This window comes from Butyrivibrio sp. AE2005 (assembly GCF_000686965.1).
In the GTDB taxonomy this organism is placed as follows: Bacteria; Bacillota; Clostridia; order Lachnospirales; family Lachnospiraceae; genus Butyrivibrio; species Butyrivibrio hungatei_A.
Genome location: NZ_KK366045.1, coordinates 12,656 through 29,711 on the forward strand (window position 1 = coordinate 12,656; position 17,056 = coordinate 29,711).

At 42.7% G+C, this 17,056-nt stretch carries 16 protein-coding genes; 1 reads left to right on the forward strand and 15 read right to left on the reverse strand.

The genetic code is table 11. From position 1 onward, the window contains the following. Positions 1–85 precede the first annotated feature (85 nt). The 5 genes from DL92_RS20545 to DL92_RS19825 form a co-directional block, all read right to left on the reverse strand. Positions 86–1,186, reverse strand: a complete 1,101-nt coding sequence (locus tag DL92_RS20545) for a helix-turn-helix domain-containing protein (protein WP_051625401.1) — start codon at positions 1,184–1,186, stop codon at positions 86–88. 175 nt (positions 1,187–1,361) lie between these two features. Next, the gene (locus DL92_RS0116905) at positions 1,362–3,374 is read right to left on the reverse strand and encodes a right-handed parallel beta-helix repeat-containing protein (protein ID WP_026668373.1); all 2,013 of its coding nucleotides are present in this window, start codon (positions 3,372–3,374) and stop codon (positions 1,362–1,364) included. 62 nt (positions 3,375–3,436) lie between these two features. Then, a complete protein-coding gene (locus DL92_RS0116910; RefSeq protein WP_242827187.1) occupies positions 3,437–4,306 on the reverse strand; it encodes a carbohydrate ABC transporter permease in 870 nt (289 codons plus the stop codon). A gap of 2 nt (positions 4,307–4,308) precedes the next feature. Further along, a complete protein-coding gene (locus tag DL92_RS0116915) occupies positions 4,309–5,220 on the reverse strand; it encodes a carbohydrate ABC transporter permease (RefSeq protein ID WP_026668375.1) in 912 nt (303 codons plus the stop codon). 99 nt (positions 5,221–5,319) lie between these two features. Further along, a complete protein-coding gene (locus DL92_RS19825; protein WP_034469634.1) occupies positions 5,320–6,750 on the reverse strand; it encodes an extracellular solute-binding protein in 1,431 nt (476 codons plus the stop codon). A gap of 337 nt (positions 6,751–7,087) precedes the next feature. On the opposite strand from DL92_RS19825, the gene DL92_RS0116925 reads away from it, so the two are divergent. Further along, positions 7,088–8,056: an AraC family transcriptional regulator gene (locus DL92_RS0116925; protein ID WP_026668376.1), complete on the forward strand. Its 969-nt coding sequence runs from the start codon at positions 7,088–7,090 to the stop codon at positions 8,054–8,056. Between the two features lie 96 nt (positions 8,057–8,152). On the opposite strand, the gene DL92_RS0116930 is transcribed toward DL92_RS0116925, so the two are convergent. The 10 genes from DL92_RS0116930 to DL92_RS0116975 all read right to left on the reverse strand — a co-directional run bounded on the left by DL92_RS0116930 (position 8,153) and on the right by DL92_RS0116975 (position 17,055). Then, positions 8,153–9,529, reverse strand: a complete 1,377-nt coding sequence (locus DL92_RS0116930) for a methyl-accepting chemotaxis protein (protein ID WP_026668377.1) — start codon at positions 9,527–9,529, stop codon at positions 8,153–8,155. 341 nt (positions 9,530–9,870) lie between these two features. Beyond that, on the reverse strand, positions 9,871–11,862 hold the full coding sequence (locus tag DL92_RS0116935) for a methyl-accepting chemotaxis protein (RefSeq protein ID WP_026654292.1): 1,992 nt from the start codon (positions 11,860–11,862) through the stop codon (positions 9,871–9,873). Positions 11,863–12,043: 181 nt separating this feature from the next. Further along, entirely contained in the window at positions 12,044–12,994 is a 951-nt protein-coding gene (locus DL92_RS0116940; protein ID WP_051625402.1) for a DMT family transporter, read from the reverse strand. A 55-nt stretch (positions 12,995–13,049) separates the two neighbouring features. Continuing rightward, complete coding sequence (locus DL92_RS0116945) at positions 13,050–13,568, reverse strand: GNAT family N-acetyltransferase (RefSeq protein ID WP_242827186.1); 519 nt, start codon at positions 13,566–13,568, stop codon at positions 13,050–13,052. After that, positions 13,565–14,332, reverse strand: coding sequence for a GNAT family N-acetyltransferase (locus DL92_RS0116950; RefSeq protein ID WP_026668379.1), 768 nt, complete (start codon positions 14,330–14,332; stop codon positions 13,565–13,567). Before DL92_RS0116950 ends, DL92_RS0116945 begins: the two co-directional genes overlap by 4 nt. 48 nt (positions 14,333–14,380) lie before the next feature. After that, positions 14,381–15,094 (reverse strand): NUDIX hydrolase, encoded by a 714-nt coding sequence (locus DL92_RS0116955; protein ID WP_026668380.1) that lies wholly within the window; start codon positions 15,092–15,094, stop codon positions 14,381–14,383. Positions 15,095–15,180: 86 nt separating this feature from the next. After that, positions 15,181–15,555, reverse strand: coding sequence for a hypothetical protein (locus DL92_RS0116960; protein WP_026654287.1), 375 nt, complete (start codon positions 15,553–15,555; stop codon positions 15,181–15,183). Between the two features lie 47 nt (positions 15,556–15,602). Continuing rightward, entirely contained in the window at positions 15,603–15,758 is a 156-nt protein-coding gene (locus DL92_RS21180) for a hypothetical protein (protein WP_155833779.1), read from the reverse strand. Between the two features lie 5 nt (positions 15,759–15,763). Next, positions 15,764–16,132, reverse strand: coding sequence for a fluoride efflux transporter CrcB (gene crcB / locus DL92_RS0116970; protein ID WP_026668381.1), 369 nt, complete (start codon positions 16,130–16,132; stop codon positions 15,764–15,766). Further along, positions 16,129–17,055 carry an NAD-dependent epimerase/dehydratase family protein gene (locus DL92_RS0116975; protein ID WP_026668382.1) on the reverse strand — a complete coding sequence of 309 codons (927 nt, stop codon included), beginning with the start codon at positions 17,053–17,055 and terminating at the stop codon, positions 16,129–16,131. Before DL92_RS0116975 ends, crcB begins: the two co-directional genes overlap by 4 nt. Position 17,056 lies beyond the last annotated feature (1 nt).

The following is a 17,056-nucleotide window of genomic DNA, read 5'->3' on the forward strand; positions in this document are numbered from 1 at the left end:
ATACTTTATAAATTATTTATAATCGCTTTATCGTTTTTTAATATTTTCCCGAAATTTCATTTTAAATTCTTTACAGCCCCCTTCATCAATTCTTGTCCCAATAATCATTAATCATTTTAAGCGCTTCTTTATCGATAAATGCCATCTTTGCAAGCTGCTTTGAAAAAAACGCACCTATTCCCAAAGTCGCATTTTCACCGATGCTATCAATCATGTAATACTGCTTCTTGTCCGAATGATAGAACTTAAGCTGCTTCGCCATGTCATTTGAACTTTTTTCATCAAAGCACGCTGCAAGTTTTTTTCCCTCGGAAATACTCTTTTTCATTCCTTTAAAGTCTCCCATGCAAACGCAAAGATATGCCTTTATCGCATTGTAAAAAGCCTTGTATTTGTAAAAGCATCCGACTTCGTCTTTTGCAAAAAAATCGATTACTTTGATCATCGTATCCGCGATGCAGACCGCCTCACCGATATTCGTCTTTCCACCTTTTCCGGAAAGAGCCAGAATCATGTATGCCGTAGAACCTATCAGTTCGCCAAGGTGGTTTATTATGCCCGATGTACTATAATTTAGTGCCTGATTTATTTCTCCGTTCTGAAGATACACAAACGCCAGGATTGTGTCGTTTATCCCACCGAAGTTGATTTCCTTAAACATTTCAAGGGCGGCCTTTTCATCTATGATCATGTAATTGTACGCGATCTGCGTTCTTATCACGAAATCATTTATGTCAGGATCTGTGTTTTGCGATATATAATCCATAGATCTTGTCAAAAGCCCCATTGCCTTACGCGCATCTTCCTTATCCATATTCTCAAGCGCCTTCACACAATAAAGTTTGGCAGATGCGTAGATGACAGAAAAATCATGAGGGTACCTTGAAATGGCATCTTTTGAAAGATTTTCCGCTTCATCGAATCTGTGCTCACATACAAGTGAATCTATACTTTCAACCAGTTTCGCGGCTTTCTTAGATGCCATGTCATATCCCAAAAGGACATCGATCGACACATCAAAAAAGCTTGCTATCGTTGCCAGCATCACTATATCCGGTGTATTGTTTCCATTCTCCCACTTAGACACCGCGCCAACAGTTACTCCCAATATCTCTGCAAGTTTTTCCTGCGTCAGATTTCTCTCTCTTCTTAATCTTTTTATATTTTCATGCAACTTAAGTTTCATCCGTTGTTCCTTTCTATAGTAAATAATCGCTTATGGAATAATTCTATTTGACTCTTTGGAAAAAAATAATACATCAAATGCACAAATAAGATAAAATATTTTTTCCAATTTGGAAACTTGCTCTCCAATAAAAAGAAACAGCTATCAACGTGACAGCTGCTCCTTTAATTAATCTTTATTCAATATCAAGTTTCGCGTAAAGCTTATTCTTAGCGTCATCCCCTGAAGCTAACGGTCCGGGGATAATGCCCACACCTCGGTGGTTTCCGAGATAATCCACATCAAAAGTAATCGGGGTTCCGTCGGGATTTTCAAACTTCTGCTGAGGTTCAAAAGCTTCGCCGAGAGTCTCGGTCGAAATCATACCGGCCTTAAAATCGCCAAGCACCTCGTAGATATTGGTATCAAGGAAGTATTCACCATCCTTTTCAACTATATCAACGTGTACCTTTCCCGAATCATCGAAAAATGCATTCTCCTCTTTTTTCCAGGGCAGTGCACCCTCAAAGTATGCATTTCCGTCAATCCATACGGGAAGATGGCTAAAGTGCGCATCTTCATGCTTCCTCATGTTTGGATATTCCGTCTCCATATCGAATTGCGGGATCCACTCATCATAAGTAGGATATTCGTCAAAGCAATATGTTCCGACTTTCCTGTTCTCCGTATACTTCTCATCCGGGTCAGAATCATTTAAAAGCTCAAGATCTTCGGCCGGCCACTTCTGTATGAAGATATTATTGTAGAAGCGGTCATCCCCGTGAAGAATCGTCATAAAGCCCATAACTTCCGTTCTGTGCTGCATATGATAAGGCGTATATCTCCAGGTCGTTCCGTCTCCGACATAGGTAAAAGAGCCCGCGCAAAGATTATGTACCATCGCAACGCCCTGAGTCGCGATCCTGAGCGAAACATCCGACAATAAAATGTTGTTATCGATAAGCGTAGGTCCGTGGCTTACTTCAACAAACAGATCCTGACAAGTCATACCGCCCTGCAACTGCTTTGCAAAAGAAGGACGCTGATTGTCGTGCAACAGGTTCTGCGTTATCCTTGTTCCCTGCGCCTCCCAGTCACACCAGATTCCCATTGTGCAGTGGTGAATATGATTTCGTCTCATTACAACATCGATTGCGGCATGCATCTTTATTCCCGCTATCTCGGCTCCTCCAAGCTCCATCATATTGTTTATGTGATGAATATGATTGTCCTCGATAACGCTGAACACTCCGCCCATACGGCCTATGATTCCGCCCTGCTCGCAGTGATGAATATTGTTTCTTCGGATTATATGGCCGCCGATCTTTTCTTTTAACCAGCCGTAATACTGACCGCGGCACACAGAATCTCTCTCCATCTGAGTAGGACTCTTAACATGCTTTGTTGTATAAAAATTGCTATTCTCGGGATCGTAATAGCGCCCGACGCAGATGCCCGCGCACTTACTGCCCCAGATCTCGCAATCCTCTATTATCCAGCCTTTACTCCAGTGCGGGCTTATCATTCCGTCCTGATAAGCAGCGGGAGGCGCCCATGTCGTTGCAGCTTTGTTGATATTAAAGCCGCTTACAGTTATAAAGCCAACGCCTTCTTTTTCAGGCATGAAGCACTCGCGCCTTACGGTAATCTCGACATTTTCTTTATTTGGATCCGCTCCGCCGAAATTGGCATAAAAAACTGTCTCGTCATTTTCATTATCCTGCTCCGCATACCACTTTCTCTTAGAGCTTTCGGGTTCCCACGAACACTCGTAGATTTTTCCTTCAGCGCACTCATCGATACTAAGAGCTTCATACAGAGCCTCATCATTAAGCCAAACGCAGCCTGTGTGCTTATTTGGCGTTGCAAAATACCAGTCGCCATAAACAAGCGTCGTGTAAGGATTGTAACTGCCAAAGATACTGTTTTTTACCCGTGCCGTCCACACACCGCCCTTAAACTCAGACCATTCCGTAACCTTCTCTGCACCTGTTATAACAGCGCCAAGCGGTTTTTCACTTCTGTAAGTTATGCGACTTTCTGCAGTTCCGTGATTGACCGGATTTACATATTCCCTATAAATTCCGGGCGCAACAACAACCTCATCTCCCGGCATCGCAACTTTCGCCGCTTCGTTTATTCTTTTAAAAGGTAAATTCCTGCTTCCGTTTCCGTCGTGCTCAGCACTTGCATCTACGTAAATTATCATAGGCCCCTTCCTTTACATTAAAAAAGTTTTTATTCCCGTAAGTTCTGTTTATATCGCCGTTTTCAGCCTTTAACCGCGCCTGCCATCATTCCTTTTACAAGTTTATCCTGGAAAACGATAAAAAGAGTTATCATGGGGAGCACCGAAAGAGTCAGTACCGCCAGGATTATCGGGATATCAAGCGAATGTTCGCCCTTAAACTGTCCAAGTGCAAGAGGTAATGTCTTTTTCTCGGGAGTAATGAGCAAAGTGTTGGCAAAAGCAAATTCATTCCACATCGAAACGCCGTTGTATATAGCAAGCGTTGAAAGTCCCGATTTGGAAAGAGGAAGTATCATCTTAAAAAAGTTCTGATAGCGGTTGCATCCGTCAATTTCCGCAGACTCCTCCACTTCCTTCGGAATCGTTTTCATAAATGCCGTCAAAATAAACACCGACATCGGAAGTGCAAATGCAACATAAGGTCCTATCAGCGATCCGAGCGAATCGTAGAGTCCCACCGATGTAGTGAGCTTAAAGATAGGTATCAAAGTCACATGCATCGGAACCGACATCATAGCCACGATAAGCGCATAAATGAACGGATTTAATTTAAAGCTCATTCTCGCAAGCGGATATGCCGCAAATGCCGAAATGGCAAGCATAAGTACAAGCGATATCGCAACCACGATCACACTTCTTAAGAAATATCCGAAAAATCCATGCGAAACAACATTTACATAATTATCAAAGAACCATGGATCGGGCAGATGGAAAACTCCCTGTTGCAGCATATCAAACTGTTTTCTGAACGAATTTATTATCATAAAGAAGAACGGTGTAAGCGTAAGTACCAGCCAGATGCATGCGAAAAATATCGCTACTCCCCACGCAATCCTTGATTTTATCTTGGACTTACGATAATCCGCTTCACTCATATTTGGATTGACCATACTCAATATTCCTCCTTAACCTTGAAAACTTTGTTAAATATCAACGCGATAGCCGTTATAAGAAGGAACATTCCTGCTGCCACTGCCGAACCATAACCCATATTGAACTGCTGGAACGAGAGCTTGTACATGTATGTAGCCATAAGTTCCGTCGAACCTGCAGGCCCTCCCTGAGTCATGTTCCAGATCATATCAAAGTACTTAAGCGAACCTATAAGAGACATCGTGCATGCGGTCTTGAAAATAGGTCCCAAAAGAGGAATCGCAATATGCTTTATATACTGCCATCTTGTTGCGCCGTCGATAATAGCCGCCTCATAGATCGAAGTATCGATGTTTCCGTATCCGGCGATGAAATAGACCATGTAAAAAGGTGTAAACTGCCACGCCATAACACCTATTACGGTATAAAGCGCATTGGGCGCGGTTCCCAAAAGATCTATCGTAGTTTTCTTACCCATAATAAGCGTAGCGAGTGATGAAACAATTCCTCCGTTTGTTGCAAGTGCATATACAAAAAGGAAAGCTATCGCAACAGAACTCATCAGATACGGCAGAAACCAGATGATTTTAAATATGTTGAATTTTTTTCCTCCCGCATCCAGGAATGTTGCAAGAAGCATACCCATGGGTATCTGCAAAAGAATCGAGAATACCATGACGATCAGATTATGTTTAAAAGATTTCCAAAACATCTCATCTTTAAAGAGTGATACCCAGTTCTCTGTTCCTATAAAAATCCTGTCGGATGAAATACCGTTCCACTTATATCCGCTTATCACAAAGGTATCAATTACCGGATAGATTATATATATCGTTATAAGCAAAAGAGCCGGTATAAGAAAGACCGTTGCCGCTTTTGCCGTGCTTTTTGCTCTGGCCTGTGCAAGCCCTATATTATTTTCATTTTTCACATAAACTCCTTCCTGCCGCATTTTCACTTTTTTATAACAGTCGCTGCCCGCAGGAAAAACTCCCCGCAGGCAGCGATCTATGCGCATTGCTTTTTATTTTCACTGTTCGGCAATAGCTTTCTTCATAGCATCATCATGCTCTTTTCCAATCTCTTCCGGTGTCTTTTCAAGGCCAAACAGCTCAGTCATGCAGTTCTTGTGTACTTCCGTTACTGATGCGGGAAGATACTGATCATACCAAAGCTGTACATTGGAAGCATTGAAGAATACATCAGCTATAACCTTCATGTTAGGATCGTCGATATTTTCTTCCATTCCTTTAATTGAAGGCTGTGTTCCGCTTGAAAGCTGGTCATTGTTATATGTGTCATCATTGTAATACTGTGTTGCAAGCACATAGCATGCGTCAAGTTTTTCCTGATCCACAGTTTTATCATCTTTGAAGCAGTTAAATGACATTCCCATACCGATTGCTGTACCGATCTCTACATCCTGAGGAACGCCCTTTGCCTTTGCTTCCGAATCTTCAGGGAAACGGAATACGCCGACATTTTCGTTGTACCACTCTTCGCTGTCCGCTTTTATTCCCGATACCTGCCATGCACCGTGAAGCATCATTGCAGCCGAACCGTCATAGAGAAGTGCTCTGTCCTGATTATCATCAGCTGAAAGTGAATTAACGCCATCAGGGAAATATCCTTTTTTAACCCAATCCTGAATCTTGGAGCCTGCATAAACAAATGCGTCGCTTGTGAATGTTCCGCCGTTTTCCTGTGTATAAGCCGCGTCAAACTCAGCATTTCCGGAGTGACGTGCTACAAGATACATGTAATACATTGAGCCTGTCCACTTTGATGCATTTGCAAGCGAGAACGGAATGATATTGTTTGCTTTCAGTTTCTCGCAAACAGCCTCAAGTTCATCAATCGTTTTGGGAACCTCAAGACCAAGATCTTTGAAGATTGTCTTATTATAGAAAATATCACAGCCCGAAAGTCCGCCGAAAGGAATTGCAAGCATCTTTCCGTCATATGTTGACTGCGCAACCGCAGCGTCTATAAATTCGGGATGATCGTATTTTGCATACATTTCGGTAAGATCGTTGGCAAAACCTGATTTGTAATACTCCGCCATAGGACCACCGCCCCAGTGAACATAGATGTCAGGCGCCTGTCCCGAACTCATCGCAACAACAAGCTGCTGTTTATAATTGTCATTCTGCTGATGTACCTGATTAACCTTGATATTCGGATAATCCTTCATAAATCTCTGTACAGCACCTTCCTGAGTGGTCTTTGCGGGATCCTCAGTAGCTATGTCCCAAAGGGTTATTTCAAGCGGCTCAGTCGTAAGTGTCGGTAGATTCTTTCCATCCGTCTGCTTTCCCGCTGAAGAATTTGCCTGCGCCGTCGCATCAGCTCCGGAGCCACCTGTCGACGGTGTCGTAGTGGCAGAACTTCCACCACATCCAACAAGCGTAGTAGTTGCCAAGATCGTTGCAAAAAAAGTAGCCAATACCTTTTTGTTCATACCTTACCCTCCTATCATATAAATACCTTTGTTACTTTTCAGATTCTCTGAAAATCTCTCCTTCATGAAACAATAAACTGTTTCATTCCTTTACATAATTCTATAATAATTTACTTTTTTACGCGTGTGGAAAATTGCCATCTACCATACCAAAATTGCTCTATTGTTTGTGCATTTTTTCACAGTTTACATTATTTATCTACATAAATTATGACATAATGCTGAGCTGTTAGACATTTTTACCATCAATTCATGCTATAATGTTGTATCATAAAACAAAAATTGCCTTTTATGATTTTGCACCGTTTTTTATTATTTCAGGAGTTCTTTTTGTAGTATGAAATATTGTTATTCAAGCACCAAAGAAAATGTCAGACACAAGATCAACACAAGTTTGCGGATGTTCATAAACCGTCTGCACGCCGATTTTCCGCCGCACTGGCACACAGATATCGAGATTATCTGGCCAAAAGAAGCACCCTACAAGGTAATCTGTGCCAATCAGACTTATCATGTCGAAATAGATGACATTCTATTAATCTGCCCCACCATTATTCATGAGATTTTTTCTCCGACACCGGGAACCAGAGTGTACATTCAAGCCGACTTTTCCGGAATAATCAATTTAAAAGAAATGGATCGGGCATTCCGTCTTATGTCCCCCGCTCTGCACATTAAGAAAAAGACATGTCCGCCTGATATATATAATTATCTGTGTGGCCTTATCGATACGATAATGAAGTTATATTTCGGTTCCGCACCGCGGGTTCATATGCACGAAGAAGAGATGGACGACGAAGTTATATCTTTTTCAGAACTCGCACCTTACGATGAACTTGAGATTTATTCAATTCTTATGCAATTTATTGCTTTCTGCGGAAAAAACATTAATCTTTTCCGTGAGCCCGAGTCTGCCTCAGCTTCGACTAATTTTAAAAACAATGCCTCTCTGAGCAATGTATGCAGCTACCTCTCAGAGCACTTTACGGAAGATCTGACTCTTGAAAGCGTCGCTGCTCATGCAGGTTTCAGCAAATATTACTTCGAGAGGATTTTTTCCGAATACACCGGAATGACCTTATATCAATATCTTCAGCAGATGCGAATAAGCTATGCCAAAACGCTTCTTTCAAATCCCGAACTGACCGTCACAGATATTTCCTATCAGGCCGGCTTTACAAGTTGTACAGCTTTCACACGTGCATTTAAGAAAGCCACCGGCTATCCGCCTTCACAATTCAGGATACTTAACGAGGAGCAACATCCGCTCTCCGCAAATCCGCATTTTGCAAAAATAAGGCCGTAATAAGCAATATCGCTTCACCAAAGTCCAAAGAAAAAGGGTTGTGAAAAGTTTTTGCTTTCCACAACCCTTATATTGATCGCTTTTTAGTATTCTCTTTTATCCCTGTGTATATTTCTGAAGTTCCTCAATCTTCGCAATAATACCGTCCATAGACTTCTTGAACTGTGCAACGAGTTCAACGTTTCTTGAACTTGCCTTGGAAGCCTCGGTCGAACTTGCACTTATCTCTTCACTCGTAGCTGACAACGTGCTGGCGCTGTCTACAATCTCGTTATTTGCACTGCTGAGTGATGAAATGAAATTAGCAATATCATTGATAGCCTGACTAAGTTCCGCAAGTTTCTCACTGATAAACTCAAACTTCTTGGATGCGCTCTGTGTATATTCAGTCTCGCGGATTGCAGACTGTGAGCTTATTGTAGCACAGTCAGCGACTGTATCGGCATTCGCTGTAAGAATCTCAATAATACGTGTGATATTCTCTGTCTCATTTCTTGTCTGCTCGGCAAGATTTCTGATCTCATCGGCAACTACCGCAAATCCCTTACCCACTTCGCCCGCTCTTGCAGCCTCTATGCTGGCATTGAGTGCAAGAAGGTTGGTCTGTGATGAAATTGAAAGGATAATGCTTGTGATTCCGCTTACATCCTCAGTGTTGGAACGAAGTTCATCCGCAGCTGTCTGAAGATTTTCTCCTGCTTTTCTGGCTTTTTCAACCTCTTCAAACAAGGATTCCATGACACCCATGCCTTCTTTGAGGGCATCTGAAGCTTCGTTGTTTATGTTCTCAACTATATCCGCACTCTTCTTGGTATCATCAATAATATCCTGAATATCATGCGTCTGGGTTGTCTGATGAGTGATCGCCTCAGCGGTATTCTGCGTTCCAACCATGATGTTTTCCATAGTCTCATCAAGAAGCTCTACAGATTCACCGATAGTTTTAAGCGCTTCGCTTACGGAAGAAACGTCTTCCACTACACTGTCGGCAACTTCCGTGATTTTTTCGGTGATTGTCTTATTTTTATCCGAAACCGATGTAACTTCATCAAGTGATTCCTCAAAGAATCTTGAAAGAAGCCCATAACCCTTAAGGATCGTAACAACCGTAAGGATTGAAATGATCGCCTCTATCATGATAACTTCAATATCATTCTGAATATTCGCTGAAGTAGTAATAGTAAGTATTACTCTTATAAGATTGGAAACGGCAAATCCGATAACTCCGACTTTTACACTTAAGCTATCAAGTGTAAGAAGAAATACGATCAAAAATGGGATCATATATGGATATGTCGTACCCGTGTTCCCGCTGTTAAGCATTGCACAATAAACTATAGAATATGTGATCGCAAGTATTCTTATATATGTAACTCCACCCTTACTGATGAAAAGATACACCGAATCTGCGATAAATACCAATATAACCATTATCAAGGGGATAATTCCTCTGATCGGAGCAAGATCTGACATTGTGATCTGCGACATTAGACCGACAATTGAAAAAAAAGTCGTAATTACGTGAATTAGAAATACTAGTTTACAAGTGCGTTTTAAATGATTTTCCTGCATAGCGCCCTTCCTCCGTTCTTTTACTATATTATAGATTATACCACCCTATTACGCATTTACGTAAATCTTGACAATCTTTACGGATTTTTAGCGAATTTTACAACTTTTTTATAAATATCAGTTGTATTTAAATCAAGAACAAAGAGTTGCAAAGCAATTTCATATGATATAAAAAAACTTCAACTGCCTATTTTCTGACAGTTGCAGACTCTTATATATATCACAGCAAAGGTGTTACCGCCTTATACGTTGAACTTATCTGTTGTATCCTGAAGATTTATAATGCTATCCATTACATCCTTGGTCTCACCCGAAACATTCGCACTGTATTCTGTGATACTCTGCATATTGTTCGAGATATCACGAACCGCTTCGCCAAGCTCTTTCTGCACGGAATTTATTCTTTCCAGTACATTGTTGATATCGGCTACGGATGTGCTTACTTCCTTGGCACCGCTGCCAAGCCCCTTACTTATGTCGCTGTAATAATTTGCATCATCCATGTAATTCTTCGCAAGAGTCTCAAGATTATCATAATCTTTAAGCACTCTGTCGGTAAGAAATGTGATGATCTGATTACTTACTCTCGAAAGCTCATTTACATTGGCTGTAACTTCGTTTGTAAGTGCATTTACCTTATCAATCTCATTTCCTGTTGTAGTACTTAAGCTGTTGATCTCACTTGCGACAACCGCAAAACCTTTGCCCGCTTCTCCCGCTCTTGCCGCTTCTATGCTGGCATTGAGCGCAAGAAGATTTGTCTGGCTTGCGATATCCTGAATTGCACTTGCCACATTCACGATCTGCTCAATTACCTGAATTCCCTTAAGAGCTTCTTCAAGCTCCTCTTTTGCCCTGTTCGTCATCTCAACCGCATGATTCTTGTTTGCAAGGATCTCGGGAACCATCTCTTTAACTCTTCCGATCACTTCATTGGTTCTGTCGCTCATACTCTTGGTATCAGCCGCAAAGCTCTCCGTTGCAGTCATAACATTATCACATATCTTGTCAATGTTCTGGATGCTGGCCGTCTGGGTCTCTATGCCTCCCTCCGTGCGTTGCATCGCTTCATTTATCTCGGAAATACTGTCTTTGATATCGGTAATCTTATCGGACGCACTCGTCATCTTGTCTTTTATAAGCTGCGATTCGTCTTTAGTCTTATGTATCGTATCAATGACGCGGTCTTCGAGCTCTGTCAAAAGATATCTTATTTCTTCCGTCTCTGAGCGGGTCTGCTTGATATTTTCATTGCCTATGACTTTCTCTTTTACAAAAGACTTCATTTCTTCCATAGGCGCAAGCTGCACACCTATAAGCTTTGTCATAATAACAATTACAGCAGCTATTGCTATCAACGTAATAATTATGGCAGTTACGATAAGTTGTGTTATGGTACCGCTGACGTTTTTCCTTGGCATAACAAGACCAAGCGCCCAGTTACAGCCTTCTATAGTGGATGTTGCGATGTAATTCTTTTCGGAATCGTAGTCCTTCGTAAGAACCACTTCGCTACCCGGCGTCGTAATTATCGAAGATATGCCCGGCATAACGTTAAGCACAGCCGTTGCCGTCTCTTCCCCCGGAAGGAACGCATCATTTTCATGCATTATGTAATTGCCGCTTGCATCAACAAGGAAGCCGTACTCGCCTTTGCTGTACGGAATGCTGTTGACAACATTTGCGATATAATCAAGGGTAAAATCTGCTCCGAGAACGCCCGCAAGCTGGCCGTTCCTGTAAACAGGCGTTGCGATTGTGATACACATACCACCAATCAAAACGTCCATATAAGGATCTGTCACTATGGTCGTTCCTGCTGCCTCTGCTGCCTTGTACCATCCCCTCTGTGTGGGATCGTAGCCCTCCGGCGGCTTTGCATTTGGATCCATCTGCAGATGTGTCTTATCTGCCATACCATAATAAAGATTAAGAAACTCAGAATGTCCGGCAGCCTGCGTCGTGACCATCTGCTGAGCATGTTCAACATTATAGGATTTGTCGGGAAGTGCAGCCAATGCCGCAGCACCTGCACTGTTAAGACCTTTTTCCATCTCAATCCAGGCATTAATCGAATTTGCATACTTATCAGCGTTTATCTGAAGCTGATTTGTAAGCTGTCCGGTAAGCTTGCCACCCGACGTTCCGACAATAACTGCCGAGGAAATGACCATTGCCGCGACGACAATGAGAATTACAACTAACGTAAGCTTTTCTTTGATAGTACCTTTCATATAAAACAGTTCCTCCTGCCTTTTACAAACCGGATCAAGCATTCCTAAAACGCCATTCCCCGGAAATTTTCAGTACACTCTGTTATTACTACGTTGATGCGTTATTGATTCATTTTAACATATTTTTACGATATACAGTATATTTTTCTGTGACTCAGACGACAGGAGGAATTGAACGCCTTTACTTTCTGTTGACCACATATATTCCCAGACTGACAAGCAAAAGAGCCGTCACATACCTAAGACTCAGCTTATCCCACTCAGCAAGGAAGAATGCGGACAAAAGAGCTCCGAAGATCGGATTCGAGAAACCGTAGATTGTAACCGTCGATACAGGATTGTGCTTGAGCAAAATCCCCCATATCGAGTACGCAACCGACGATATCAATGCCATGTATATGATAAGCAGAATGCCGATCGGTCTTGTCAGGTGAATCCTTCCACCTGCCGCAAATCCTACAACCATCATGACAAAGCCACCAATAAGGAACTGATATCCGCTGAGCGTCACCGGATTCTCTTTTACGGAGTACTCCTTTATAAGCACCGATGAAATTGCATACGAAACCGCAGCGATCAGGATAAAGCCTTCGCCGTTAAGCGCAAATCCCGCACCGATACTTCCGCCTGACAAGCTGACAATGATAACTCCCGCAATTCCGAGAAGGCAGCCGATTATCTTTTCCGAAGACAGGTGCTCCTGCTTCCTTACAAGGCATGCCAAAAGAATCGCAAAAAACGTTGTCATCCCATTGATTATCGACGACTTCACTCCCGATGCATGCGCAAGTCCTATATAAAAGAAAAAATACTGCAGCATCGTCTGAAAAACACTGAGAGTGCAGACCATCTTCCACGATGTTTTCTTAGGAAAAAGAACTTTTCTCTGAAGGAGGCTTCCGAAAATGATCGTCAGCACTCCCGCCAGCAAGAATCTTATTCCCGCAAAAAGAATCTGCGACACGCTGTCCTGCGCGCCGATCTCAAACATCTCATATCCCGCCTTGATACTCGGGAACGCACTCCCCCACAAGAGGCAACAGAATACCGCCAACAGACATACTACAAATTTGTTCTGCAGCAAAGTGCTTTTGGTCCCGGGGGACGGGGTTTGTGGTCCATTTTGTTTCATGAATAATTACCTTCCAAAGCTTTTATTTAGTAATAGTTCTCTCTGCCGGATCATGTCACAGCTCTTTTTCATAGCATAAAAAATCCTGATCGTACAAATGACACTCGCCCACTTCATTAAATCCAAATACCGCATATGAGCGGATTGCCTTGGTATTGTACTTACCGACAAGTATGTGAATTCCGTTACATCCGCGTCTCTTAAGCTCCTCCATGCCATGCTTAAGCATTATCCTTGCAAGTCCCTTATTCTGCTCCGCAGGAAGGACTGCAAGCCTAGCAAGCTCTCCCTCAGGTTCGAGATTCTTATCCCAACAGGGAAGCCTGTTAACTTCCTCATCTTCATCAATCGAAATCGCAGCTTTTATTATCCCGTCTTCCTTTAATACAAACAGTCCGTCACGCGCAAAATCCGCATCGATTGTCTCATTCGACGGATAATACTCATCCCACGGGCAAAGTTCCCTTCCGATCTGCGCTTTATACAGCGCCAATATCTCCTCACGGTCTTCCTCCGTGGCTGTTATGATCTTGTATTCTTTTTCCAAGTCTATAGTCCTTTCCATTGTTGTCATTTATTCATTCCGTCCACAACCTCCGTAGGCTTCACCGTTACTTCAACCCACGAGGGCACAAATCCGCTCCTTATCGCATTTCTTGCCGACCTTACATTCGACCACGCACAGCAATAAAACGGAACCTTGCCGCGTTTAAGTATCTCTTTTGCCAGCATATTAGTAAGAGCTGACGCTATTCCATTCCGCCTATACTCGGGAAGAACGTCCACTCCTATCTGCCACATATCGTCGCAGTCCGCAGAAGCCCCTGCAAATCCCACAAGCTTATCGCCATCGTACGCGCCCATTCCAAGAACATCGAGTTCCTTGCGGGCACTGCAAAGTGCATTGCTCCACTGCGGAAGATACAACGCCTTGAAATCCTTAGGTCCCAGAATCCTTGTAGCATATGGGCACTCAAGCACCGGCATCTTTTCAATATCGGGCAAAAAGAACTCTGCCATGAAACACACCTTATGCCCAAGTTTTTCAATCCTCTCAATGAGCCAATTCATATTTGGCGTCTCAAAGCAGTGATAAAACTCAAACTTTCCGACGTACTCTTTTACAATATCCGCAACTTCATCCGATGAAGCCGCAACCACGTTATTACCGTACGTTATGAAATTGCACGTTATCGGCTCCTTATAGTACTTGCGTGCCTTCTCACCTAGCCTGAACGGAACAACAATATTTTTATCCGACAAAAAATCCTCCGCACGACAACCGTTGTCTTCCGCCGACTGCCGAAGCGCTATTTCCAGTATTTCTTTGTTAGTCATTTTTAATCCTCTATGGTCTACAGGGGGACGGGGTTTGTGGTTCATTTTTCAAAGTGCTTCTTTTAAAAACTCCACCACACCGATATCCTGCCTGTTTACGTAATTCTCAAGTTCATCCTTGTTTTCTTTTCCAAAAGCAACAAGATTGTCTATCTCGTTATTATGCGTACTGTCCTTGAATCTGCCAAGCGCCGTGGTTAACTCATCCGCACTCATAGATGACTGAAGCACCGTGCCTATACCATATTTTCTGCCGTTAGTTATAAGATAGGTTTCTCCGACATTTTTGATACTATTCCTAATCTCTTTTCCGGCTTCTTCCTCAAGTTCTCTCATCGCGGTAATAAGCGGATCAAGTTTTCCCGTCACATCATCCTTATCTTCAGGATCCATCGCGCCTCCAATAAACTGTATCTTGCCTGTAAATTCAGAACCCGCACCATTTAGAGCAACAATATATTTTCCTTCACAAGATTTTAAAAGACATCCCGCGTAAAGATTCCTGCACGCAAATTCTCCCAAATCATGTATTTCACTGTACTTGTAATTCGCATAATCGGAAAGTGCGCACTCCAAGGTAATCTCGCCGTTGTTGTTCTCCATATCAAGCACCGAATACACCGGCCCGTTAAACATTCCGGGATGCTGCCTTTTTTGCTCATTCCAATATATTGAAACCTGTTCTTTTAGATTCTCCGGTAATTCCAGTATGTTCTCTTCGCCTTTTATGATCAGTTCTTTTGCCTTGATAATTGTAGTCATGTTCACCTCTCATCTATTTGCTATAGTCTACATGGGACGAGGTTTATGGTTCATTACAAAAAGTCGCATATATCCTATTTCTAAATTTATCTTTCACCCGTCTTAATGAATCGTATCAATTCCTCAACATCATCAAAATCGTCATAGTCTCCAATAATACCTTTCCTGTGATAGACTATGCCGTTTCGCTCATTCCTTTCTAGACAGTTAAGCAGTTCTTCCTCTCCGTATCTCTTTACAAAAAGTGTGAATCCATACGGCTTTATCTTGCCAAACATGCCTTTCTTGCAGTCGCTGTCGCAATCGTAGCAATGCCCATAGTCTTTCTCTTTGGAGCACTTCCTGTTCTCGCACCAAGCATCTCCCGGGCACTCACCAGAGTCACAACCTCCGCAATGATCGTTCTCACTGCAAAGGCAGCACGCCAATCCGCACCTTGCTATACCAAGTTCTCTTTTCATATTTTGCCATCTCCTACACAAATAATTCACTCACAAAATATACTGTCTCATCTCTTATCCTTATCCTTGTCTTTATCTTTTGCCATAAGAGTCTCAAGTGCCTTAGCCAGTTGCTCCGCAGAAACCGCTGATATCTTATCCGCATACTTATTCTGCTTGAGCTCGATTTCTTTCAGTTTCTTATCCTGGTTCTTTTTATCCATGCTTATCACCCTTTAACAAGCGCCGCAAGCCTCTTGCCGCAGATTACGCCGACAATACAGCACGCAAAACTAAGCGCCACATACACTCCGCCTGCGCCATACTGCTTCTTTTCAAAAAGATTGACCGCCTCAAGCGAAAACGTAGAAAACGTTGTAAAGCCTCCGCACACTCCCGTTTTCCAGAAAAGAACAGTATTTCCCGATATACCCTCATGGTTATCGGCAATCCCTACGATAAATCCGATCAAAACTGCACCTAAAATATTTGTAACAAGCGTCAGTATCGGAAATCCGGATTTAACCGGAATAAGACTTATCGCATACCTTAGCACCGCTCCCAAAGCTCCTCCGAGAGCAACAAACAAAAAATTCATACACACCTCTCCACCATATCAATCTCATAATCCATCAGCTCATAAATCCAATCACCAAGCTCCGAAAACTCAAATCCCAGCGCCCGCGCTTTCTGCGTATCAAGGCTCATGTCATTTTCAAGTCCATTATAAGGAGCCACGTCACCATCTTTGCTGTAAACCGCAGCCTTTCCGGTTTTCTTTTCAATATAACCGATAAGCTCAGAAATCTTGACAATTCCCTTAGAGCAGCCATTTATCGGCCCGCACACATCGGCACTTGTAAGAAACGCGATAAACTCGCCTGCTTCTTTTTCATGGATAAAAGAAATCCCATAATCAAGGTCATCCACAAACATCGGCAACTCATTCATGATATGCTCTACATAAAACCGAAGCCTTCCGGTATAGTCATTCTCGCCCAGCACGATGGGATACCTGACAAACACGCATTTTTCCGCATTCATAAACTCATAAGCCGCTCTTTCCGCCTGCCGCTTGGACTCACCATAATCCTGCGTTCTGTCCGCCCAAACCAGCGGATGTGCAGCCGCATCAAACTCTTTTTCCCCGATAAGCAGCGCATCTTTCGCATAAACCGAGCACGTCGACATCTGAATATACCTATCACACTTGATATTGGGCAAAAGAGCTCTCACATCATTTGAACTGTACGCAACCTTGTCAATTACAACGTCGAAATGTGCATCAGTAGCTTTTCCACAGCAACCTGGACTTGTCATTTCAGTAAATCTATTGCTTTCAAATGCTTTTTTCACACTATCAGCGTCCGTTCTATCCATAACAATATGCCTAACGCTCCCGCAAAAACCAAGAGCATTATTCCCGCGCGTCGCGACCGTCACATCATGCCCCGCATTTATAAGCGCATTCACCATAGGAATGCCAAAAAATCTCGTCCCACCAACAACTAAAATCTTCATA